Genomic DNA, 20,908 nt, shown 5'->3' with positions numbered 1-20,908 from the left:
GTTCTCTCGTTATGTAATAGGTTGATTCAGAGCCGGGTCAGGGCCAGCCCAGCCCAGGTGGCGAGCAGCCCGCCCACCACACTGAGGCTGGTGTAACCCAGCGCCAGGGCAATTTGCCCGCTTTCGAGCAGGCGCACGGTGTCTAGCGAAAAAGAGGAAAACGTTGTCAGGCCGCCGAGAAAACCGACGATCAGGCCAGCGCGCAACTCTACCGGCACCGTGGGTTTGAGCAGAAACAGCCCATACAACAAGCCGATCAGCAGGCACCCGAGCAGATTGACGGCCAGGGTGCCCACGTAGAAATGCTTGGGCCAGTGCGCAACCACCCAGTTGCCGGTCGCGAAGCGCAACAGTGTACCGGCGATACCGCCGGCGGCAACGGCTGCGATCAAGGCAATCACGGTTTTCTCCGCTGGCGGGGGCTGCTGCGGTCAAGTTCGGCCAGATGGCGCAGCTTCTCGCCGATCTTCAGCTCAAGCCCCCGCGGCACTGGCTGGTAGTAGACGCGCGGCGCCAATTGCTCTGGAAAATAATCTTCGCCGGCAGCAAAGGCGTCGGGCTCATCGTGGGCGTAACGGTATTCGTCGCCATAGCCCAGTTGCTTCATCAGCTTGGTGGGGGCGTTGCGCAGGTGCAGCGGCACCTCGAGCGAGCCGTGTTCGGCCGCCTCGCGCATGGCACGCTTGAAGCCGGTGTACACCGCATTGCTCTTGGGCGCACAGGCGAGATAGGTGATGGCCTGTGCCACCGCCAGCTCACCCTCGGGGCTGCCCAGACGCTCCTGCACATCCCAGGCCGCCAGGCACAGGCCCAGCGCACGCGGGTCAGCGTTGCCGATGTCTTCGCTGGCCATGCGCACCACGCGCCGGGCGAGGTACAGCGGGTCGCAGCCGCCGTCGAGCATGCGCGCGAACCAGTACAGCGCGGCATCCGGGCTGGAGCCACGGACCGATTTGTGCAGCGCCGATATCTGGTCGTAGAACGCCTCGCCACCCTTGTCGAAACGTCGACGGCTGTCGCCCAGCAGGCTCTGCAGCATCTGCACGTCGATGGCGTCGCCATCTTCGGCAAGGTCGGATGCGTTTTCGAGGAAGTTGAGCATGCGCCGGCCATCGCCATCGGCGGCGGCCAGCAGCATCTGGAAGGCCTCGTCACCCACGCGCAGCCTGCGCTTGCCCAAACCACGTTCTTCGCTCAAGGCGCGGTCGACCAGCTTGCGCAAGGCCACTTCGTCGAGGCTCTTGAGCACATACACCCGCGCCCGCGACAGCAACGCGTTGTTGAGTTCGAAAGAGGGGTTTTCGGTGGTGGCGCCGATGAAGATCAGCGTACCGTCCTCGACGAAAGGCAGGAAGGCATCCTGCTGAGACTTGTTGAAGCGGTGGACCTCATCGACGAACAAAATGGTGCGTCGCCCGTATTGCGCCGCCTGTTGGCGGGCCACTTCCACCGCTTGGCGAATTTCCTTCACGCCCGCCAGCACCGCCGATACGGTTTCGAAGTGAGCGTCACAGAACTGTGCCAAGAGCCGCGCCAAGGTGGTTTTGCCGACCCCGGGCGGGCCCCAGAAGATCATCGAATGCAGAGCACCCTGCTCCAGCGCCTCACGCAGCGGCTTGCCGCGGGCCAGCAAATGCTCTTGCCCGACATACTCATCCAGGCTGGCCGCGCGCATACGGGCGGCCAGGGGCTGAGCGACGGGTTCGCTGCGAAACAGGTCCATGATGAACTTGGGTTACTCCTGGATAATGTCCGCGCCTTTCGGAACATCGAAGCGGAAGCGGCTGTCGGGCACTGGCTGGTTGGCCTTGACCCCGTTGAACAGGATGTTGGTGCGCTGGCCAACGCTGTCGATCAGCTGCATGTCGTTGATCAGGCCCTTGCGGAACGACACGCGCAGCGAATCGAACAGGGTGTCCTTGGTCTTGGGCTTGAGGGTGAAATCCATCACTTCGCCCTGCTCCTTGGAGGTGATGTCGAAGCTCTGGCTGATTTTCGACACGTCGCCGGACAGCAGCAGAGCGGGGGTCTGGTTCAGGCGCACATCAAGCTTCTTGATGGTGGCCTGCTCGAGGTCCGGGTCCCACAGGGTGACTTTTTGCCCATCGGACACCACCACCTGTTCCTGTGGCGCATCGGTGTGCCAGTAGAACAGGCCAGGCCGTTTGACCGTCATCTTGCCCGTGGTCTCCTGCAGGCTGGTGCCACCGGCATCCAGGGTCAGCTGAGAGAAGCTGGCATCGATGGTTTGCGACTGCTCCAGCAACTGGGTCAGGCGGGTGACATCCTGCTCGCCGGCCAGGGCAGGCAGGGCGGCGGCGGTCAGGGCAGAAACCAACAGCATGCGAATCGCGCGCATGGAAATCCTCGTCGAACAGTGAATGGGCCGGACGCCGCACGGGCGACCAGCAGGTTGATCATCAATCGCGCGGGCCACCCGGGGCAATCACTTCCCGCGAGCCGTTGGTGTTCATGGGAGTGACCACACCGGCCATCTCCATGGATTCGATCATTCGCGCGGCGCGGTTGTAGCCGATCTTGAGCTTGCGCTGCACTGCGGAGATGGACGCCCGGCGGCTTTCCAGCACGAACTGCACGGCTTCGTCGTACAACGCGTCGGTTTCGGCATCATCGCTGTCGCCGCCACTGCCACCCTCGAATCCGCTGCCGGCCTCTTCAACGCCATTGAGAATGTCGTCGTTGTAGTCCGGCGCGCCACGCAGCTTCCAGGCCTCGACCACGCGGTGCACTTCGTCATCGGAGACGAAGGCACCATGCACACGGATCGGCAGGCTGGTGCCTGGGGGCATGTAGAGCATGTCACCGTGACCGAGCAATTGCTCGGCGCCACCCTGATCGATGATGGTGCGCGAGTCGATCTTGCTCGACACCTGGAACGCCATGCGGGTCGGAATGTTGGCCTTGATCAGGCCGGTAATCACATCGACCGAGGGCCGCTGCGTGGCAAGGATCAGGTGAATACCCGCTGCACGCGCCTTCTGGGCGATCCGCGCGATCAGCTCTTCGACCTTCTTGCCGACGATCATCATCATGTCGGCAAACTCATCGACCACCACTACGATGGTCGGCAGCGTCTTCAAGGTCGGTGCTTCGTCATCCATGCTTTCACGGCGATACAGCGGGTCATGGATGACCTCACCGGCCGCTTCGGCATCCTTGATCTTGCGGTTGAAGCCAGCCAGGTTGCGCACGCCCATGGCAGCCATGAGCTTGTAGCGCCGCTCCATTTCGGCCACGCTCCAGCGCAGCGCGTTGGCGGCGTCTTTCATGTCCGTAACCACGGGGCAGAGCAGGTGCGGAATGCCTTCGTAAATCGACAATTCGAGCATCTTCGGGTCGATCATGATCAGCCGCGCGTCTTCGGGCCCGGACTTGAACAGGATCGACAGGATCATCGCGTTGACGCCGACCGACTTACCGGAACCAGTGGTACCGGCCACCAGCAAATGCGGCATCTTGGCCAGATCGGTGATCACCGGCTTGCCGCCGATGTCGTGGCCCAGGGCCAGGGCAACCGGCGATTTGGACTCATCGAACAGGCTCGAGGACAACACTTCGGAGAAGCGCACGATCTGCCGGTTCTCGTTGGGGATCTCGATGCCGACGGTGGTTTTGCCGGGAATCACCTCGACCACCCGCACACTGGTCACGGCGATCGAACGCGCCAGGTCCTTGGCGAGGTTGGAAATACGGCTGACCTTGACGCCGGCGGCCGGTTGAATTTCGTAGCGGGTGATCACCGGGCCCGGGTGGATCGAGTCAACGGTGACCTCAACGCCAAATTCCTTGAGCTTGATTTCCAGCAGGTTGCCGACGCCTGCGAGGGATTCAGGCGAATATTCGATCTTCTTCTCTTCGGCAGGGTCAAGAATCGAGATCGGCGGCAGGGTGCCCTTCACCGCGCTGTCGACGAACTGCTGAACGGGTTTTTCTGTGCTGCGCTTGTTCAGCTCAGGCGCCCTGATGGGCTCCTTGCTGGCGGGCGGCATGATGACCGGCGCGCTGCGCACTTCGCGCGCAGCAGTCGGCGCTGGCACCGGTGCCGGCCTGGCGGGAGCAGCAATCGGTGCTGGCGCAGGCGCCAGCGCCGGCTCACGCTCGACCACACGCTCACGCACTTCGCGGGCTTTGACAGGCTCGCGCTTGAGCACAGGCGCGGCGCTCAACACCGGCTCATCCACTTCGCGCAGTTGCGCAACCAGGCGCTTGCGCTCGCTGCGTGCTTCCCACCAACGGCGGGTGGCGCCTTGCAGCAACTCGAACAGGTCGAGGGTCAGCTTGCCGGTCATGTCCATCACCTTGAACCACGACAGGTCGGTGAACACGGTGAGGCCGAAGAGGAACAGCGCGATGAACAGCAGCGTGCTGCCTTGTACGTTGAGCAGGCTGCGGGCCAGCTCACCCAGGCCTTCCCCCAACGCGCCGCCTGCGGCGAATGGCAGGCTGGCCGAAGGGTGGAAATGAATGTGTGCCAGGGCAGCGCCTGACAGCACCAGAAACACCAGGCCGATCAGGCGCCAGGAGAACAGCCAACCACTCCACTGCCAGGGCTGATGGCGCTCGCGGAAGATCTGCCAGGTCTTGATCGCCAGCAGCAGGGGGAAGATGTAGGCGAAGTACCCCAGCACCATGAACATGATGTCGGCCAGGTACGCCCCGGCCCTGCCGGCAGCGTTCTGCACCTGATCGAGGTTGCTGGTATGGCTGAAACCCGGATCGGCGGCGTCGAAGGTCAGCAGCGCCATCCACAGATAGAGGCACAGCGCGCCAACAGCGATCAGCGCACCTTCCTTGAGCCGGTAATGCATCTGCTGGCGCCACTGGGGCACGGGCAAAGGGGTCGAGGTTGCGGTGGTTTTTTTCAAAACGCCTGTATTCCTGCGCGTAGTGCGCGTCCAGTAGTGTTCGGCCTGGACAGTGGCCAATAGTCACTACTTTTTAACATTACTGTCCCACAGCTGCCACGCCAGCTAACCGCAGCGGCATGAACGGGGATCGGTTTCCAATGGCGCCAATTTGAGCACGCATTGCCTTGCGTGACAAAGGCTTATGCTGTGTTTTTGCACAGGTGTGACAGCAAATGTCCCCAATGGTGCCAGCTAGCTCGCGGATGTGGGAAAAAACCCGGCGCAGAGCCTTGAAACCGCCATTTGCGCGGCCGTTGACCTGAATCGCCTGGCGCGCCATGCTGATAGCCACTCCCCTCCCCCACCGCCTCGACGACCATGCTGACCTGGCTCAAACGCGATTCATGCACGTTCCCGGCGCTGAGCAAAGCGCTGCGCGAACCCAACGGCCTGCTGGCCGCCGGAGGCGACCTGAGCCCCGCTCGCCTGGTTGCCGCTTACCGGCACGGCTGCTTCCCGTGGTACCAGGACGGCCAGCCGATCCTCTGGTGGTCGCCAGATCCTCGCACCGTGCTGTTTGCCGATGAGTTGCGGGTCTCGCGCTCGTTGGCCAAGCTCATGCGCCAAGGGCATTACAAGGTCTCGTTCGACACCGACTTTGCCGCCGTTATTCAAGCCTGCGCGGCACCGCGCAGCTATACCGACGGCACCTGGATCACCGAGCCCATGCAAGCGGCGTATTGCCAGCTGCATGCCGCGGGCATCGCCCATTCGGTCGAGGTGCGCGCCGACGGCGAGCTGGTCGGCGGCCTGTATGGGCTGGCCATCGGCCGGCTGTTTTTCGGCGAGTCGATGTTCAGCCGGGCCGACAACGCATCCAAGGTGGGTTTTGTCACCCTGGTCCAGCACCTGCGGGATGCAGGCTTCGTGCTGATCGATTGCCAGATGCCCTCGCAACACCTGCACAGCTTCGGCGCCCGCGCGATCAGCCGGGACCATTTTGGCGATTACCTCAGCCAACACCTCGACCAACCCAGTTCCATGTGCTGGGCCGAGGCAGCACAGTCCTGAGGGCTGGCTTACACTCACAGGCACTGCACACCCACACACAGGAGGGGGGTTGACCATGACCGAGCTGGCACGTCTGAGGTTCTATGCCACTCAGCCGCACTCCTGCAGCTACCTGCCCAACGAACAGGCCACCACACTGTTTCTCGACCCGAGCCAGCCGATGGATGTGCATGTGTACGCCGATCTCTCGGACATGGGCTTTCGGCGCAGCGGCGATCACCTGTATCGGCCGCATTGCCAGCAGTGCAGCGCCTGCGTGCCCGCACGCATCCCTGCGGCGCGCTTTGCGCCCAACCGCCAGCAACGGCGCATCCTTACCCGCAATCAGGACCTGCAGGTCGCGCCCGTTCGCCCCACGTTCACTGAAGAATATTTCGACCTCTACCGCCGCTACATCGAACAGCGCCACGCCGATGGCGACATGTTTCCGCCCAGCCGTGAGCAATTCACCACATTCCTGGTCCGCGACCTGCCGTTTTGCTGGTTCTATGAGTTTCGCCTGCAGGGCCGCCTGCTCGCGGTTGCCGTCTGCGACCTGCTGCCTAACGGCCTGTCGGCGGTGTACACCTTCTACGATCCCGACGAGGAGCGCCGCAGCCTGGGGCGCTTCGCCATCCTCTGGCAAATCGCTGAAACCCTGCGGCAGAATCTTGAAGCGGTGTACCTCGGTTACTGGATCAAGAACTGCAAGAAAATGAACTACAAGACTCAATACCGGCCCATTGAGCTGCTGATTAACCAGCGCTGGGTCACCCTTAACTGAAAGCAGTGGCTGCAATTGCACTTTTGCGGCATAATCCACGCCACTTTTTTGCCCGTTGCACGTATGCAGCGGGCGCTTCACTGAATACCGAGGGCTCTACTGCATGTCGAAAGAAGACAGCTTCGAAATGGAAGGTACTGTCGTCGACACCCTGCCCAACACCATGTTCCGCGTGGAGTTGGAAAACGGGCACGTCGTGACCGCGCACATCTCCGGAAAGATGCGCAAGAACTACATCCGAATTCTCACGGGTGACAAAGTGCGCGTCGAACTGACGCCCTACGACCTGAGCAAAGGCCGCATCACCTACCGTGCGCGCTAAACCTCAGACATGAAAAAGCCCGGCCAATGTGCCGGGCTTTTTCATGGGCGCTGAACCGGGATCGCCAGGCGATCCCGGACCGCTTACGCCACCTCTGCGGTTGTCTCGAAGTCAAACACCAACTCACCGTCGCGCAACTCGACGTGAACCACACCGCCGTGATCGGCCAGCTCGCCGAACAGGATCTCTTCGGCCAAGGGCCGCTTGATCTTGTCCTGGATGAGTCGAGCCATCGGACGCGCACCCATCTGCACGTCGTAGCCGGAAGTCGCCAACCAACCCCGTGCCTCGTCGCTGACTTCCAGCAACACCCGCTTGTCTTCCAACTGCGCCTGAAGCTCGATGAGGAACTTGTCGACGATGCTCTTGATGGTCTCGTGGGAAAGACGACCAAACTGGATGATGGTGTCCAGACGGTTGCGGAACTCTGGCGTGAAGCTCTTGCGAATCACCTCCATGGCATCGGACGCATGGTCCTGATGGGTGAAACCGATCGAGGCCCGCGCCGCTGTTTCAGCACCGGCGTTGGTGGTCATGATCAGGATCACGTTACGGAAGTCTGCCTTGCGCCCGTTGTTGTCGGTCAGCGTCCCGTGGTCCATGACCTGCAGGAGCAGGTTGAAGACTTCCGGGTGGGCCTTCTCGATTTCATCGAGCAGCAACACACAATGGGGCTGTTTGGTGATCGCTTCGGTCAGCAGACCGCCCTGATCGAAACCGACATACCCGGGCGGCGCACCGATCAGACGCGACACGGTATGGCGCTCCATGTACTCGGACATGTCGAAACGCACCAGCTCGACGCCCATCGCCTTGGCCAGCTGCCGCGCAGCTTCCGTCTTGCCCACCCCGGTAGGGCCGGCGAACAGGAACGAACCCACCGGCTTGTCTGGGGCCTTCAGACCGGCACGGGACAGCTTGATGGCCGTCGCCAGCGCATCGATGGCCGGATCCTGGCCGAACACCGTCAACTTCAGGTCACGCTCAAGGTTGCGCAGCAGTTCCTTGTCGGAGCTGGTGACATGTTTTGGCGGGATGCGCGCAATCTTCGCGACGATGTCTTCGACCTGCTCCACCTCGATACGCTTGACGCGATTGGCCTCGGGCTGCAGGCGCTGATACGCCCCTGCTTCATCGATGACATCAATGGCCTTGTCCGGCATGTGCCGATCATTGATGTAGCGCGCGGCCAATTCCGCTGCAGCGCGCAGCGCTTCGTCGCTGTACTCGATGTTGTGGTGGCTCTCGAATCGCCCCTTCAGGCCGCGCAGAATGCCGATGGTGTCTTCGACCGATGGCTCGGACACATCGACCTTCTGGAAACGCCGCGCCAATGCACGGTCCTTTTCGAAGATGCCACGAAATTCCTGGAAGGTCGTCGAGCCGATGCAACGGATATCGCCCGATGACAGCAGCGGCTTGAGCAGGTTGGAGGCATCCATCACCCCACCTGAGGCTGCACCGGCACCGATGATGGTGTGGATCTCATCGATGAAGAGAATGGCCTGAGGGCGCTTGCGCAGTTCCCCGAGCAACGCCTTGAAACGCTTCTCGAAGTCGCCGCGGTATTTGGTACCCGCCAGCAGCGCACCCAGGTCGAGCGAGTAGACCACGCTCTGGGCCAGCAGATCAGGGACCTGACCATCGACAATGCGCTTGGCCAGGCCTTCGGCGATGGCCGTTTTGCCAACGCCCGCCTCGCCCACCAGCAAGGGGTTGTTCTTGCGCCGGCGAGCCAGGATCTGGGCTACACGCTCTACCTCGGATTCGCGACCCACCAAAGGGTCGATCCGCCCTTGGCGAGCCTGTTCGTTGAGGTTGCTGGCATAAGCATCGAGCGGATTGCTCGAACTGCCGGTCTCGCCGCCTTCCTCATCCTGCATTTCCTGCTCGCCATCGGCGCTCGGACCGTGGCCCGGCACCTTGGAGATGCCATGGGCGATGAAATTGACGACATCGATCCGAGCCACGCTTTGTTGCTTGAGGAGGAATACCGCCTGGCTTTCCTGTTCGCTGAAGATGGCGACCAGCACATTAGCGCCGGTGACCTCACGCTTGCCGGAACTCTGCACGTGGAATACCGCGCGCTGCAGCACACGCTGGAAGCCCAGGGTCGGCTGCGTTTCGCGATCTTCGTCGTGCACGGGAATCAGAGGTGTAGTGGAATCGATGAACTCTTGCAGGTCGTGCTTGAGCTTGTCGAGATTGGCGCCGCAGGCGCGCAGAACGGTTGCGGCAGCGTCGTTGTCAAGCAGCGCCAACAGCAGGTGTTCGACGGTCATGAATTCATGACGTTTCGAACGAGCCTCCTTGAAGGCCAGATTGAGGGTGACTTCGAGCTCGCGGTTTAACATAGCTTCACCTCATACCCAAGTGGTCGGCGATTAACCGTCCTTCTCGATTTCACAGAGTAGCGGATGCTGGCTTTCCCTGGCGTACTGGTTGACCTGCATGGCCTTGGTTTCGGCGATGTCGCGGGTAAACAGGCCGCATACTGCTCGTCCTTCGGTGTGGACGGTCAGCATGATCTTGGTCGCCAACTCTCGATTGAGATTGAAAAACGTCTCGAGCACCTCGACGACGAAATCCATTGGTGTGTAGTCATCGTTGAACAAAACCACCTTGTACATCGGTGGTGCCTGCAGAGCAGGCTTGGCCTCCTGGAGGGCGAGACCGGAAGCATCGTCCTCCTGCTCGTGTGGGGGATCCTGATTGAATGTTAGACGAATCTGACTGTGTGCATGCATGGAAAGAAATTCATCACATCGGCAGGTTTAAATGAAGGTCGACTACCCGAAACAGCCCGGTGACGCGCCGCTGAAGCGTCCTTGACTAATGGCTAAACGGTGTTACAACAAATAGTGACCCACCGTGTTCGATAAAGCTCCGCGCAGTCAACCGGATTTTTTTCGCAAGATCTGTATGCGGATACCGAGAATGATACTCCAGCCATGGGGTTCTTTGCAGAGGTACGTAGGGATGGCGACTGGCAAAGTCAAGTGGTTCAACAATGAAAAGGGTTACGGCTTCATAAATGAAGACGGTCGGACTGAAGACGTGTTCGTTCATTACTCGAAGATTCGGATGGACGGCTTCAAAACGCTCAAAGCGGGCCAGCAGGTGATATTCGACATCATTCAGGCCCCAAAGGGTCTGCATGCCGAGAACATCCTGATTCACTCGAACGATGCCTCCCCCATCGATGCACCCCAGTGCCTCACCCAGCACCATCATCTCGAAGTGTGACCCTCTGAGCGACCTGCTCGCCTGAGCAGGAGCGCCTCACGTCGCAACCGCCTCCCGCTTGTCGGTCATCGCTGCGCCATCGCATCGCCCCGGCGCCGCTGCCCTGCGACAACACACCACATTGCCCCTACATCTTTGGTCTTATATGCAGGCTGATATCACTCAGCCTTGCTGATTAGGCCGGAGGGTTTGATATACTCCGACGCTGACCGTAGGGTCACCGGGGCGAACCCTAGGAATATGCGGCTCGCTCCACCTCCGGGACCGGCCTGCAAGGGCCGTGAGCCTGGGACAAGCCTGACGTGTTACCGCACGCCAGCATTGACGCTCGAATGATGCATCCACCATCACCGCTCGCGGCCGCTCGACCGCGCCTTCGCAGGGCGCAGCGCCTACCCAGCGCACTTCGAGACTCGGGCTCGCGCAGCAACACAGAGAGTTAACCCGCATGCCCACCCGTTCCAAGATCATCTATACCTTCACCGACGAAGCCCCTGCCCTCGCCACCTATTCACTGCTGCCGGTCATCGAAGCGTTCACCGCTTGTGCCGACATCACTGTCGAAACCCGCGACATCTCCCTGGCAGGCCGTATCCTCGCGGCATTCCCGGAACAACTGGGCGCCGAGAAACACGTAGGCGATCACCTGGCGGAACTGGGCCAATTGGCAACCACTCCTGAAGCCAACATCATCAAGCTGCCGAACATCTCTGCCTCGGTCCCGCAACTCAAGGCCGCGGTCAAGGAACTGCAGGCTCAGGGCTACGACATCCCCGACTACGCTGACGAGCCCAGCACCGACGCCGAGCAGGAATCGCGCGCGCGCTATGACCGCATCAAAGGCAGCGCCGTGAACCCGGTGCTGCGCGAAGGCAACTCCGACCGCCGCGCGCCGCTCTCGGTCAAGAACTATGCCCGCAAGCACCCGCACAAGATGGGCGCCTGGGCGGCCGACTCGAAATCCCATGTGTCCCACATGACCCAAGGCGATTTCTACGGCAGTGAAAAGGCTGCCCTGATCGAAGCCGATGGCGCGGTACGCATCGAACTGGTCGGCAAAGACGGCACCACCACCGTCCTGAAGGAAAAAACCACGGTCAAAGCTGCCGAAGTGGTCGACTGCGCCACCCTGAGCCGCAAAGCCCTGCAAGCCTTCATCGTCGAGCAGATCGCCGATGCCAAGGCCGCCGGCGTGCTGCTTTCGGTGCACCTGAAAGCTACCATGATGAAGGTCTCCGACCCGATCATGTTCGGCATCATCGTCGAAGCGTTCTACGGCGAAGTCCTGAAGAAGTACGCCTCATCCCTGACCGATGTCGGTTTCAACCCGAACAACGGCATTGGCGACCTGTATGCCCGCATCAAGGACCTGCCGGCCGACCTGCAAACGCAGATCGAAGCCGACATGCAGGCGCTGTACGCCGAGCGTCCGGCCCTGGCCATGGTCAACTCCGACAAGGGCATCACCAACCTGCACGTGCCGAGCGACGTCATCGTCGACGCCTCGATGCCGGCGATGATCCGCGACTCGGGCAAGATGTGGAACGCCGCTGGCGAGCTGCAAGATGCCAAGGCGATCATTCCGGACCGCTGCTACGCCGGCATCTACCAGGCCACCATCGAAGACTGCAAGGCCAATGGCGCCTTCGACCCGACCACCATGGGCAGCGTACCGAACGTTGGCCTGATGGCGCAGAAGGCTGAAGAGTACGGCTCCCACGACAAGACCTTCCAGATCAAGGCCGATGGCGTGGTTCGCGTCGTCGACGGCAGCAGCAAGGTGATCCTGGAGCAGAACGTCGAAGCCGGTGACATCTTCCGCATGTGCCAGACCAAAGATGCGCCGATCCAGGACTGGGTCAAGCTGGCCGTCAACCGCGCCCGCCTGAGCGACACCCCGGCAGTGTTCTGGCTGGACCCTGCGCGCGCCCACGACGCGGTCATGATCAACAAGGTCGAGCAGTACCTGAAGGATCACGATACCGCTGGCCTGGACATCCGCATCCTGGAGCCGGTCGAAGCGATCAAGTTCTCGCTGGCACGCATCCGCGAAGGCAAGGACACCATTTCGGTGACCGGCAACGTGCTGCGCGACTACCTCACCGACCTGTTCCCGATCATGGAGCTGGGCACCAGCGCCAAGATGCTGTCGATCGTGCCGCTGATGAGCGGTGGCGGCCTGTTCGAGACCGGCGCTGGCGGCTCGGCACCCAAGCACGTGCAACAGCTGGTGGAAGAGAACTTCCTGCGTTGGGATTCGCTGGGTGAGTTCCTTGCCCTGGCCGCGTCGCTCGAACACCTGGGCAACACCTACGACAACGCCCGCGCCAACGTCCTGGCCAACACCCTCGACCAGGCCACCGGCAAATTCCTCGACACCAACAAGTCGCCTTCGCGCAAAGTTGGCGGGATCGACAACCGCGGCAGCCACTTCTACCTGACCCTGTACTGGGCCCAAGCGCTGGCTGCGCAGTCTGACGACACCGCACTGCAAGCGCGCTTCGCCCCGCTGGCCAAGGCACTGACCGAGCAGGAAGCGACCATCGTCGCCGAGCTGAACGCCGTTCAGGGCAAGCCGGCCGACATCGGTGGCTACTACGCACCGAGCCCGGAGCTCACCGCCAAGGTGATGCGCCCGAGCCAGACCTTCAACAGCGCCATCGCCGCGCTGTAAGGTTCAGCCCCAGCACCGCACGAACCCCGGCCACGCACCGGGGTTTGTGCGTTCTGCACACGCCCTTTCTGGAGCGATCAATGACCTGGCACCCGCACATCACCGTCGCCACCGTAGTCGAGCGCGATGGTCGCTTTCTCATGGTCGAGGAATTCAAGGCCGGCCTGCACGTGTTCAACCAGCCCGCCGGGCACCTGGAACCCAACGAAAGCCTGCAACAAGCAGCCCTGCGCGAAACCCTTGAAGAAACCGCCTGGGACGTCGAGCTGACGGGTGTGGTCGGCATCTACCTCTACACCGCACCGAGCAACGGCGTGACCTACCAGCGCATCTGTTTCGCCGCCCGCCCCGTTCATCACCACGCCGAGCGCCCGCTGGACAGCGATATCCAACGAGCCCTGTGGCTGAGCCGCGATGAGCTGCTGGCAGATCCCGCACGCTGGCGCAGCGAGCTGGTGCCGCGCTGCATCGATGACTACCTCGCCGGCCCGCTGCACAGCCTGGCCCTGCTGCGCGACTGACGCGCGACCGGCAGCCTGATAGAATCGGCCTTTTTTCCCTGATACACGCCGGTAATCATGACCAACCCAGCACGTAAAGACCCCGCCCAGACCCGCGTCATCGTCGGCATGTCCGGCGGCGTGGACTCCTCCGTTTCCGCCGTCCTGCTCATGCAGCAGGGCTACCAGGTGGAAGGGCTGTTCATGAAGAACTGGGAGGAAGACGACGGCACCGAGTATTGCACCGCCCGCGAAGACCTGGCTGACGCCCAGGCTGTGTGCGACCGCATCGGCATCACCCTGCACACGGCCAACTTCGCCGCCGAATACTGGGACAACGTGTTCGAGCATTTCCTGGAGGAATACAAGGCCGGGCGCACGCCCAACCCGGACATCCTCTGCAACCGCGAAATCAAGTTCAAGGCCTTCCTCGATTACGCGCTGTCGCTGGGCGCCGACCTGATCGCCACCGGCCATTATGTGCGCCGACGCGATACCGGTGAACGCACTGAACTGCTCAAGGGCCTGGACGCGAACAAGGACCAGAGTTACTTCCTGCACGCCGTCGGCGGCAGCGAGATCGCCCGCACCTTGTTCCCCGTGGGCGAACTGGAAAAGCCTGCCGTACGCGCGATTGCCGAGCAACACGGGCTGGCGACGGCCAAGAAAAAGGATTCCACCGGCATCTGCTTCATCGGCGAGCGCCGCTTCAGTGATTTTCTCAAGCAATACCTGCCGGCCCAGCCCGGCGAAATCCAGACCACCGACGGCGAGGTGATCGGCCAGCACCATGGCCTGATGTACCACACCATCGGCCAGCGCCAGGGCCTTGGGATTGGCGGCCTCAAAGATGCCGGCGATGAGCCGTGGTACGTGCTGGAGAAGGACCTGACGCGCAATGTGCTGGTGGTTGGCCAGGGCAACGAACATGCGTGGTTGTTCTCCCGCGCGCTGCTGGCCTCGGAAATCTTCTGGGTCAACCCCCTGGACCTCGCCGCCCCGCGCCGCCTGACCGCCAAGGTGCGCTATCGCCAGGGCGATCAGGGCTGCGTGCTGGAACGTACCGAATCGGGTTATCGCGCAGTCTTCGATGAGCCGCAGCGCGCCGTGACCCCCGGCCAGTCGGTGGTGTTCTACGACGGCGAGGTGTGCCTGGGCGGCGGCGTGATCGAAACGGCCGAGCCCTGGAGCCCGCGCGCATGAGCACGACCAAGGAGCAGTTGATTGCCCTGGGCGGTGTGTTCCAGGCAGCGGTACTGGTCGACCAACTGGCCCGCACCGGCCAGGCCAGCGAGGCCAACCTGGGCTGCATGCTCGGCAGCTTGCTGGTGCGCGACCCCAAGGACACCCTGGAAGTGTTCGGCGGTGACGACCTGAACCTGCGCGAAGGCTATCGCGCGCTGGTGGGCGCGCTGGAGCGCGATCCGGCCATCCTTCAGCGTGAGCCGTTGCGCTATGCCCTGTCGATGCTCGGACTGGAACGGCAACTGGCCAAGCGCGGCGACATGCTCGAGGTCATTGGCAAGCGCTTGCCGCAGATTCAGTCCCAGGCCGATCACTTCGGGCTGGTGCACGACAACGTGATCGCCTCCAGCGGCGCGCTGTACCAGGACACCCTCAGCACCTTGCGCCAGCGCATCCAGGTGCACGGCGACATGCGCTTCCTGCAGCAGGCCAACAACGCCTCGAAAATCCGCGCCTTGCTGTTGGCGGGCATTCGCGCGGCGCGCCTGTGGCGCCAGCTGGGCGGCCATCGCTGGCAGCTGGTGTTCAGCCGGCGCAAGCTGCTCAATGAACTCTATGACCTGATGCGCGCTTGATCCGAGCCTTGCGGATCCTCGACGGGCCCTGCGGCGGCGGCAAGACGGCCGGCGCCCGGCCTGCCTGACTCGGTACGGCCGGTCAGGCACGGCCAGTCAGGCGCGCCCCTGAGGCATCGCTCAACAGGATAGACCGCGGCCACGACCTTTGGTCCGCCGTGCCACCCAGGGCGCAATTTCATGTATGATATGCGCCCTCCAAAAGCCTGACTGTCCGAGAACACCCCATGCAGCTTTCCTCGCTCACTGCGGTTTCCCCTGTTGACGGCCGTTACGCCGGCAAAACCCAGGCCTTGCGCCCCATCTTCAGCGAATACGGCCTGATCCGTTTCCGCGCGCTGGTCGAGGTGCGCTGGCTCCAGCGCCTGGCCGCCCACCCGCAAATCGCCGAAGTGCCGGCGTTCTCGGCCCAGGCCAATGCGGTGCTCGATACCCTGGCCAGCGACTTCCAGCTGGCCCACGCCGAGCGCGTCAAAGAGATCGAGCGCACCACCAACCACGACGTCAAGGCCATCGAGTACCTGCTCAAAGAGCAGGCCGCGAAGCTGCCTGAGCTGGCCAAGGTGAGCGAGTTCATCCACTTCGCCTGCACCAGCGAAGACATCAACAACCTGTCCCACGCACTGATGCTGCGCGCTGGCCGTGACGAGGTGCTGCTGCCGCTGATGCGTCAGATCGCCGACGCCATTCGCGCCCAGGCCCATGCTCACGCCGAGGTGCCGATGCTCTCGCGCACCCACGGCCAGCCGGCTTCGCCGACGACCCTGGGCAAAGAGCTGGCCAACGTCGTCTACCGCCTCGAGCGGCAGATCGCGCAAGTGGCCGCCGTGCCACTGCTGGGCAAGATCAACGGCGCCGTGGGCAACTACAACGCCCACCTCTCGGCCTACTCGCAAATCGATTGGGAAGCCAACGCCCGCGCCTTCATCGAAGACGAGCTGGGGCTGCAGTTCAACCCGTACACCACGCAGATCGAGCCGCACGACTACATCGCCGAGCTGTTCGATGCCATTGCGCGCTTCAACACCATCCTCATCGACTTCGACCGTGACGTCTGGGGCTACATCTCGCTGGGCTACTTCAAGCAAAAGACCGTCGCAGGCGAAATCGGCTCTTCGACCATGCCGCACAAGGTCAACCCGATCGACTTCGAGAACTCCGAAGGCAACCTGGGGATCGCCAACGCGCTGTTCCAGCACCTGGCCAGCAAGCTGCCGATCTCGCGCTGGCAGCGCGACCTGACCGACTCCACCGTGCTGCGCAACCTGGGCGTGGGCTTCGCGCACAGTGTCATCGCCTACGAGGCCAGCCTCAAAGGCATCAGCAAGCTGGAGATCAACACCGCGCGCATCGCCGCCGACCTGGACGCCTGCTGGGAAGTGCTGGCCGAGCCGATCCAGACTGTGATGCGCCGCTTCAATATCGAGAACCCCTACGAGAAGCTCAAAGAGCTCACCCGTGGCAAAGGCATCACCCCAGAGGCGCTGCTGACCTTCATCGACGGGCTGGACATGCCCGCCGAGGCCAAGGCCGAGCTCAAGCAGCTGACCCCGGCCAGCTACATCGGTAACGCAGTGGCCCAGGCCAAACGCATCTAAGCGGCCCGTCGCGCCCAACGCCCGGCTTAGCCGGGCGTTTTTATTGGCGAACGAAAATCTCTTTCTTTCAATAGGTTGAACATGAATCCTGATACTCCACTGCAGCTGCTGGGCGGCCTGACGGCTCGTGAATTCCTGCGCGACTACTGGCAGAAGAAACCTCTGCTGGTACGTCAGGCCTTCAGCGACTTCGAGAGCCCGATCGAACCTGACGAGCTGGCCGGTCTGGCACTGGAAGAAGAAGTCGAATCGCGCCTGGTGCTCGAGCACGGCGAGCGCCCTTGGGAACTGCGCCGCGGCCCCTTCGCCGAGGACGCCTTCGCCAACCTGCCTGAGCGTGACTGGACCCTGCTGGTCCAGGCCGTGGACCAGTTCGTGCCGGAAGTGGCCGAGCTGCTGGAGCATTTCCGCTTCCTGCCCAGCTGGCGCATCGATGACGTGATGATCAGCTATGCGGCCCCCGGCGGCAGCGTCGGCCCACACTTCGACAACTACGATGTGTTCCTGCTGCAAGGCCACGGCAAGCGCAACTGGAAGCTCGGGCAGATGTGCGACAGCGACAGCGCGCTGCTCGACCACGCCGACCTGCGCATCCTGGCCGATTTCGAGCAGTCCGAAGAGATGGTTCTGCAGCCAGGCGACATGCTTTACCTGCCGCCGCGCCTGGCCCACTACGGCGTGGCCGAAGATGCCTGCCTGACCTACTCGGTCGGCTTCCGCGCCCCAAGCGCGGCCGAAGTGCTGACCCATTTCACCGACTTCCTCAGCCAGTTCCTGCCGGATGAAGAGCGTTACAGCGATGCCGACGCCCAGCCGGTCAGCGACCCGCACCAGATCCAGCACGACGCGCTCGACCGCCTCAAGGCCCTGCTGGCCGAGCACATGGGCGACGAGCGTCTGCTGTTGACCTGGTTCGGCCAATTCATGACCGAGCCACGCTACCCCGAGCAAGTGGCCGGCGAAGAGCTGAGCGACGCCGACCTGCTCGACGCGCTGGCACAAGGTGCCCTGCTGATTCGCAACCCGAGCGCACGCATGGCCTGGTCGGAAATGGACGCCGATCTGGTGCTGTTCGCCAGCGGCCAGAGCCGCCTGCTCTCCGGCCACCTGCGCGAACTGCTCAAGCTGATCTGCGCGGCCGACGCACTGCACACCGACAACCTCGGCCAGTGGCTTGAGGACGAGGAAGCCGTGCTGCTGCTCAGCCAGCTGGTCAAACAGGGCAGCCTGGGATTTGCCAATGAATAAGATCCGTGTGCGCCTGGCCGACTGGCAGCAGGACAACGCCGACATCCGTCGCATCCGCGACGCAGTGTTCGTCGCCGAGCAACAGGTGCCACCGGAGCAGGAATGGGACGCCGACGACCAGAGCGCGGTGCATTTTCTGGCGCTCGAAGGCGACTACCCGATCGGCACCGCGCGCCTGCTGGGCGACGGCACCATCGGCCGGGTATCGGTGCTCAAGGACTGGCGCGGGCTGAAGGTCGGTGACGCCCTGATGCAGGCGGTGATCGCCGAGGCCCACGTGCGTCAACTGGTTCCACAGAAGCTCAGCGCCCAGGTGCATGCCACGCCGTTCTACGAGCGACTGGGTTTTCACGTGGTGAGTGAGGAGTTTCTCGAAGTGGGCATCCCGCACGTGGACATGGTGCGCAACGGCGACGTCTGAAAAGTGCGCGAGCGGGCGCTGTTCAAGCGCCAGCTCGCGTGCAAGCCGGTAAGGATGACGCGGTTCACGGAATGAGCCGCGCCGCCCGAGCGGTCTTTGCGAGCGCGCCTGCGCCTGCAGGCCGTGCACCCCAGACCCAGCACCACTGCAGTGCGCGGCGCGCAAGCTTGCCTGCCAGGCGCCATACCCCGACCTTGACCACGGCAGTCGCGCGCCTGCTGCTCGCACACGCTGCCGGCCCGGCTACCCTTCAGATTCACAGGCCGCCTCTCCAAACGCTGCCTTGCAGACATAGAATCCTGTACATCCATCCAGATAAACCTTGCCTGCGCGCGCTGGCTTGCGCATCCTAGTGTCCATGATTGTCTGATGAAGCGTTACCCGCCATGCGCCTGTTTCTCTGCGAAAAACCCTCCCAGGCCAAAGATATCGCCAAGGTCCTCGGCGCCAACCGGCGCGGCGAGGGCTGCTGGCAAGGCAGTGACGTGTGCGTCACCTGGTGCATTGGCCACCTCTTGGAAACGGCCCCGCCCGACAGCTATGACGCGCGCTACAAGCGCTGGGTACTGGACGACCTGCCAATCATCCCCGACACCTGGAAAATGCTGGTCAAACCCAAGACCGCCAGCCAGTTCAAAGTGGTCAAACGCCTGCTCGGTGAAGCCCGCGAACTGGTGATTGCCACCGACGCGGACCGCGAGGGGGAAATGATCGCCCGCGAACTGGTCGAGCATTGCCGCTACCGCGGCCCCGTCCAACGCTTGTGGCTGTCGGCGCTGGACGACGCGTCCATCCGTAAAGCGCTGGGTCGCCTCTTACCGGGCCAAGACACCTTCAACCTGTATCACTCGGCACTCGGTCGCTCGCGGGCCGACTGGCTGATCGGCATGAACATGAGCCGTCTGTTCACCCTGCTCGGCCGGCAGTCCGGCTACCAAGGCGTGCTGCCCGTAGGCCGAGTGCAAACGCCCACATTGCGCCTGGTCGTGGACCGCGACCGGAGCATCGCGCAGTTCGTACCGGTGCCGTTCTGGGCCATCGAGGTACAGCTGGGCCATGCCGGGCAGTCATTCACCGCGCAATGGCGCGCGCCTGAGGCAACCTGCGACGAGCAAGGTCGCTGCCTGCAAGAGGGCCTCGCCCAGGCCGCCGCTGCCGCCATGCAAGCCGCAGGCGTGGCCCATGTCAGCAAGGTCGTGACCGAGCGTGTGCGTGAAGCTGCGCCCCTGCCCTTCGACCTCGGCACCTTGCAGGAGCTGTGCTCGAAGAAACTCGGCCTCGGCGCCCAGGAAACCCTCGACATCGCCCAGGCGCTCTACGAAACCCACAAGCTCATCACCTACCCACGCAGCGATTGCGGCTATCTGCCGTTGAGCCAGCACAGCGAGGCGGGAGCCATTCTTGCGGCCCTGCAGCGCGCCGATGCGGGCCTGGCCCCGCTGCAGCCGTACCTGGATGCCACGCGCCGCTCGCGGGCCTGGAATGACAGCAACGTTACCGCTCACCACGGTATCATCCCGACCGCTGCAGCCAGCGACCCTGCGCGCCTTGCGGCCAAGCACAAGGCTGTCTACACACTGATCCGCGCCCGCTACCTGGCGCAATTTCTGCCGCACCACGAGTACGACCGCACCCAGGCCGACTTCGACTGCGCCGGCCATGCGCTGCGCGCCGTGGGCAAGCAGATCGTCGAGCCCGGCTGGCGCCGCGCGCTGCCCGAGGCGCTGACGCCAGGCAAGGGCCGCGAACCGGTACCTGCGCAAATACTGCCGGCATTGCGCCAGGGCCAGGGGTGCACCGTGGAAAAAGTGCAGCTCAAGGACTTGTGGACCCAGCCACCCAAGCCTCTCACCGAGGGCGACCTGATCAAGGCCATGAAGAACGTCGCCAAGCTGGTCGATGACCCGCTGCTCAAGCAGAAACTCAAGGACACCACCGGCATCGGCACAGAGGCCACCCGTGCCAGCATCATCCAGGGCCTGCTTGACCGCGGCTACCTGAGCAAACAAGGCAAGGCGCTGGCGGCCACGCCTGCGGCGTTCGGCCTGATCGATGCAGTCCCACGTGCCATTGCCGACCCCGGCACCACGGCCATCTGGGAGCAGGCGCTGGACATGGTGCAGAGCGGCGAAATGACCCTTGAAGCATTCGTGACCCGCCAATCGGCGTGGATGACCAAGCTGGTGCAGCGTTGCGCGGGCTTGCGCATGGTCATCAGCGGCCCGCCGCAGGGGCCTGCCGGCAAGAGCCCGCCCTGGAAGAAAAAACGCGCCGCTAGCAAAGCCAAGGGCACCACCTCAGGGAAAACCGACAAACCCACCACGCCGCGGCAGCGTAGAAAGAAGGCAGTCGGCTGAGCGCGATGCCCTCAGTCAAA

General features: G+C 63.0%; 18 protein-coding genes. 12 read left to right on the top strand and 6 right to left on the bottom strand.

Going from position 1 to position 20,908, the window contains the following annotated elements; all coding sequences use genetic code 11:
- Nucleotides 1-26 precede the first annotated feature (26 nt).
- The 4 genes from crcB to SJI00_RS06550 form a co-directional block, all read right to left on the bottom strand.
- Nucleotides 27-401 (bottom strand): fluoride efflux transporter CrcB, encoded by a 375-nt coding sequence (crcB, locus tag SJI00_RS06565; RefSeq protein WP_322460918.1) that lies wholly within the window; start codon nt 399-401, stop codon nt 27-29.
- The gene (locus SJI00_RS06560; RefSeq protein WP_322460917.1) at nt 398-1,723 is read right to left on the bottom strand and encodes a replication-associated recombination protein A; all 1,326 of its coding nucleotides are present in this window, start codon (nt 1,721-1,723) and stop codon (nt 398-400) included. The genes crcB and SJI00_RS06560 overlap by 4 nt, the downstream gene beginning before the upstream one ends.
- Nucleotides 1,724-1,735: 12 nt before the next feature.
- A complete protein-coding gene (lolA, locus tag SJI00_RS06555) occupies nt 1,736-2,359 on the bottom strand; it encodes an outer membrane lipoprotein periplasmic chaperone LolA (RefSeq protein ID WP_322460916.1) in 624 nt (207 codons plus the stop codon).
- A 61-nt stretch (nt 2,360-2,420) separates the two neighbouring features.
- Nucleotides 2,421-4,886, bottom strand: coding sequence for a DNA translocase FtsK (locus SJI00_RS06550; protein ID WP_416220999.1), 2,466 nt, complete (start codon nt 4,884-4,886; stop codon nt 2,421-2,423).
- A 360-nt stretch (nt 4,887-5,246) separates the two neighbouring features.
- On the opposite strand from SJI00_RS06550, the gene aat reads away from it, so the two are divergent.
- The 3 genes from aat to infA all read left to right on the top strand — a co-directional run bounded on the left by aat (nt 5,247) and on the right by infA (nt 7,024).
- Entirely contained in the window at nt 5,247-5,939 is a 693-nt protein-coding gene (gene aat, locus SJI00_RS06545; protein ID WP_322460915.1) for a leucyl/phenylalanyl-tRNA--protein transferase, read from the top strand.
- 55 nt (nt 5,940-5,994) lie between these two features.
- Complete coding sequence (locus tag SJI00_RS06540) at nt 5,995-6,702, top strand: arginyltransferase (protein WP_322460914.1); 708 nt, start codon at nt 5,995-5,997, stop codon at nt 6,700-6,702.
- A gap of 103 nt (nt 6,703-6,805) precedes the next feature.
- The gene (infA, locus tag SJI00_RS06535; RefSeq protein ID WP_002553999.1) at nt 6,806-7,024 is read left to right on the top strand and encodes a translation initiation factor IF-1; all 219 of its coding nucleotides are present in this window, start codon (nt 6,806-6,808) and stop codon (nt 7,022-7,024) included.
- Between the two features lie 83 nt (nt 7,025-7,107).
- On the opposite strand, the gene clpA is transcribed toward infA, so the two are convergent.
- Nucleotides 7,108-9,378 (bottom strand): ATP-dependent Clp protease ATP-binding subunit ClpA, encoded by a 2,271-nt coding sequence (gene clpA, locus SJI00_RS06530; protein WP_322460913.1) that lies wholly within the window; start codon nt 9,376-9,378, stop codon nt 7,108-7,110.
- Between the two features lie 30 nt (nt 9,379-9,408).
- Nucleotides 9,409-9,771, bottom strand: a complete 363-nt coding sequence (gene clpS / locus SJI00_RS06525) for an ATP-dependent Clp protease adapter ClpS (protein WP_322460912.1) — start codon at nt 9,769-9,771, stop codon at nt 9,409-9,411.
- Nucleotides 9,772-10,003: 232 nt separating this feature from the next.
- Between clpS and SJI00_RS06520 the strand changes: the two genes are divergently transcribed.
- The 9 genes from SJI00_RS06520 (at nt 10,004) to SJI00_RS06480 (ending at nt 20,888) form a co-directional block, all read left to right on the top strand.
- Nucleotides 10,004-10,270, top strand: coding sequence for a cold shock domain-containing protein (locus tag SJI00_RS06520; RefSeq protein ID WP_322460911.1), 267 nt, complete (start codon nt 10,004-10,006; stop codon nt 10,268-10,270).
- Between the two features lie 448 nt (nt 10,271-10,718).
- A complete protein-coding gene (locus SJI00_RS06515; RefSeq protein ID WP_322460910.1) occupies nt 10,719-12,944 on the top strand; it encodes an NADP-dependent isocitrate dehydrogenase in 2,226 nt (741 codons plus the stop codon).
- An 80-nt stretch (nt 12,945-13,024) separates the two neighbouring features.
- A complete protein-coding gene (locus SJI00_RS06510; protein ID WP_322460909.1) occupies nt 13,025-13,465 on the top strand; it encodes an NUDIX hydrolase in 441 nt (146 codons plus the stop codon).
- Between the two features lie 57 nt (nt 13,466-13,522).
- Nucleotides 13,523-14,647, top strand: a complete 1,125-nt coding sequence (gene mnmA, locus SJI00_RS06505; RefSeq protein ID WP_322460908.1) for a tRNA 2-thiouridine(34) synthase MnmA — start codon at nt 13,523-13,525, stop codon at nt 14,645-14,647.
- Nucleotides 14,644-15,264 (top strand): high frequency lysogenization protein HflD, encoded by a 621-nt coding sequence (gene hflD, locus SJI00_RS06500; RefSeq protein ID WP_322460907.1) that lies wholly within the window; start codon nt 14,644-14,646, stop codon nt 15,262-15,264. The genes mnmA and hflD overlap by 4 nt, the downstream gene beginning before the upstream one ends.
- Nucleotides 15,265-15,491: 227 nt before the next feature.
- Entirely contained in the window at nt 15,492-16,862 is a 1,371-nt protein-coding gene (gene purB, locus SJI00_RS06495; RefSeq protein ID WP_322460906.1) for an adenylosuccinate lyase, read from the top strand.
- Nucleotides 16,863-16,943: 81 nt separating this feature from the next.
- On the top strand, nt 16,944-18,110 hold the full coding sequence (locus SJI00_RS06490; RefSeq protein ID WP_322460905.1) for a ribosomal protein uL16 3-hydroxylase: 1,167 nt from the start codon (nt 16,944-16,946) through the stop codon (nt 18,108-18,110).
- Nucleotides 18,103-18,531 carry a GNAT family N-acetyltransferase gene (locus tag SJI00_RS06485; protein WP_322460904.1) on the top strand — a complete coding sequence of 143 codons (429 nt, stop codon included), beginning with the start codon at nt 18,103-18,105 and terminating at the stop codon, nt 18,529-18,531. The genes SJI00_RS06490 and SJI00_RS06485 overlap by 8 nt, the downstream gene beginning before the upstream one ends.
- Before the next feature lie 386 nt (nt 18,532-18,917).
- Complete coding sequence (locus tag SJI00_RS06480; RefSeq protein ID WP_322460903.1) at nt 18,918-20,888, top strand: DNA topoisomerase III; 1,971 nt, start codon at nt 18,918-18,920, stop codon at nt 20,886-20,888.
- Nucleotides 20,889-20,908 lie beyond the last annotated feature (20 nt).

Origin of the sequence: Pseudomonas gebzensis (genome assembly GCF_034427815.1) — a bacterium.
Taxonomy (GTDB): Bacteria; Pseudomonadota; Gammaproteobacteria; order Pseudomonadales; family Pseudomonadaceae; genus Aquipseudomonas.
This window is presented reverse-complemented; position numbering and strand designations above follow the sequence as displayed.

Coding starts and splice junctions, on each gene's coding strand:
- SJI00_RS06560 (WP_322460917.1), bottom strand. CDS start 1,723: ATGGACCTGTTTCGCAGCGAACCCGTCGCTCAGCCCCTGGCCGCCCGT.
- lolA (WP_322460916.1), bottom strand. CDS start 2,359: ATGCGCGCGATTCGCATGCTGTTGGTTTCTGCCCTGACCGCCGCCGCC.
- aat (WP_322460915.1), top strand. CDS start 5,247: ATGCTGACCTGGCTCAAACGCGATTCATGCACGTTCCCGGCGCTGAGC.
- SJI00_RS06540 (WP_322460914.1), top strand. CDS start 5,995: ATGACCGAGCTGGCACGTCTGAGGTTCTATGCCACTCAGCCGCACTCC.
- infA (WP_002553999.1), top strand. CDS start 6,806: ATGTCGAAAGAAGACAGCTTCGAAATGGAAGGTACTGTCGTCGACACC.
- clpA (WP_322460913.1), bottom strand. CDS start 9,378: ATGTTAAACCGCGAGCTCGAAGTCACCCTCAATCTGGCCTTCAAGGAG.
- clpS (WP_322460912.1), bottom strand. CDS start 9,771: ATGCATGCACACAGTCAGATTCGTCTAACATTCAATCAGGATCCCCCA.
- SJI00_RS06520 (WP_322460911.1), top strand. CDS start 10,004: ATGGCGACTGGCAAAGTCAAGTGGTTCAACAATGAAAAGGGTTACGGC.
- SJI00_RS06515 (WP_322460910.1), top strand. CDS start 10,719: ATGCCCACCCGTTCCAAGATCATCTATACCTTCACCGACGAAGCCCCT.
- SJI00_RS06510 (WP_322460909.1), top strand. CDS start 13,025: ATGACCTGGCACCCGCACATCACCGTCGCCACCGTAGTCGAGCGCGAT.
- mnmA (WP_322460908.1), top strand. CDS start 13,523: ATGACCAACCCAGCACGTAAAGACCCCGCCCAGACCCGCGTCATCGTC.
- hflD (WP_322460907.1), top strand. CDS start 14,644: ATGAGCACGACCAAGGAGCAGTTGATTGCCCTGGGCGGTGTGTTCCAG.
- purB (WP_322460906.1), top strand. CDS start 15,492: ATGCAGCTTTCCTCGCTCACTGCGGTTTCCCCTGTTGACGGCCGTTAC.
- SJI00_RS06490 (WP_322460905.1), top strand. CDS start 16,944: ATGAATCCTGATACTCCACTGCAGCTGCTGGGCGGCCTGACGGCTCGT.
- SJI00_RS06485 (WP_322460904.1), top strand. CDS start 18,103: ATGAATAAGATCCGTGTGCGCCTGGCCGACTGGCAGCAGGACAACGCC.
- SJI00_RS06480 (WP_322460903.1), top strand. CDS start 18,918: ATGCGCCTGTTTCTCTGCGAAAAACCCTCCCAGGCCAAAGATATCGCC.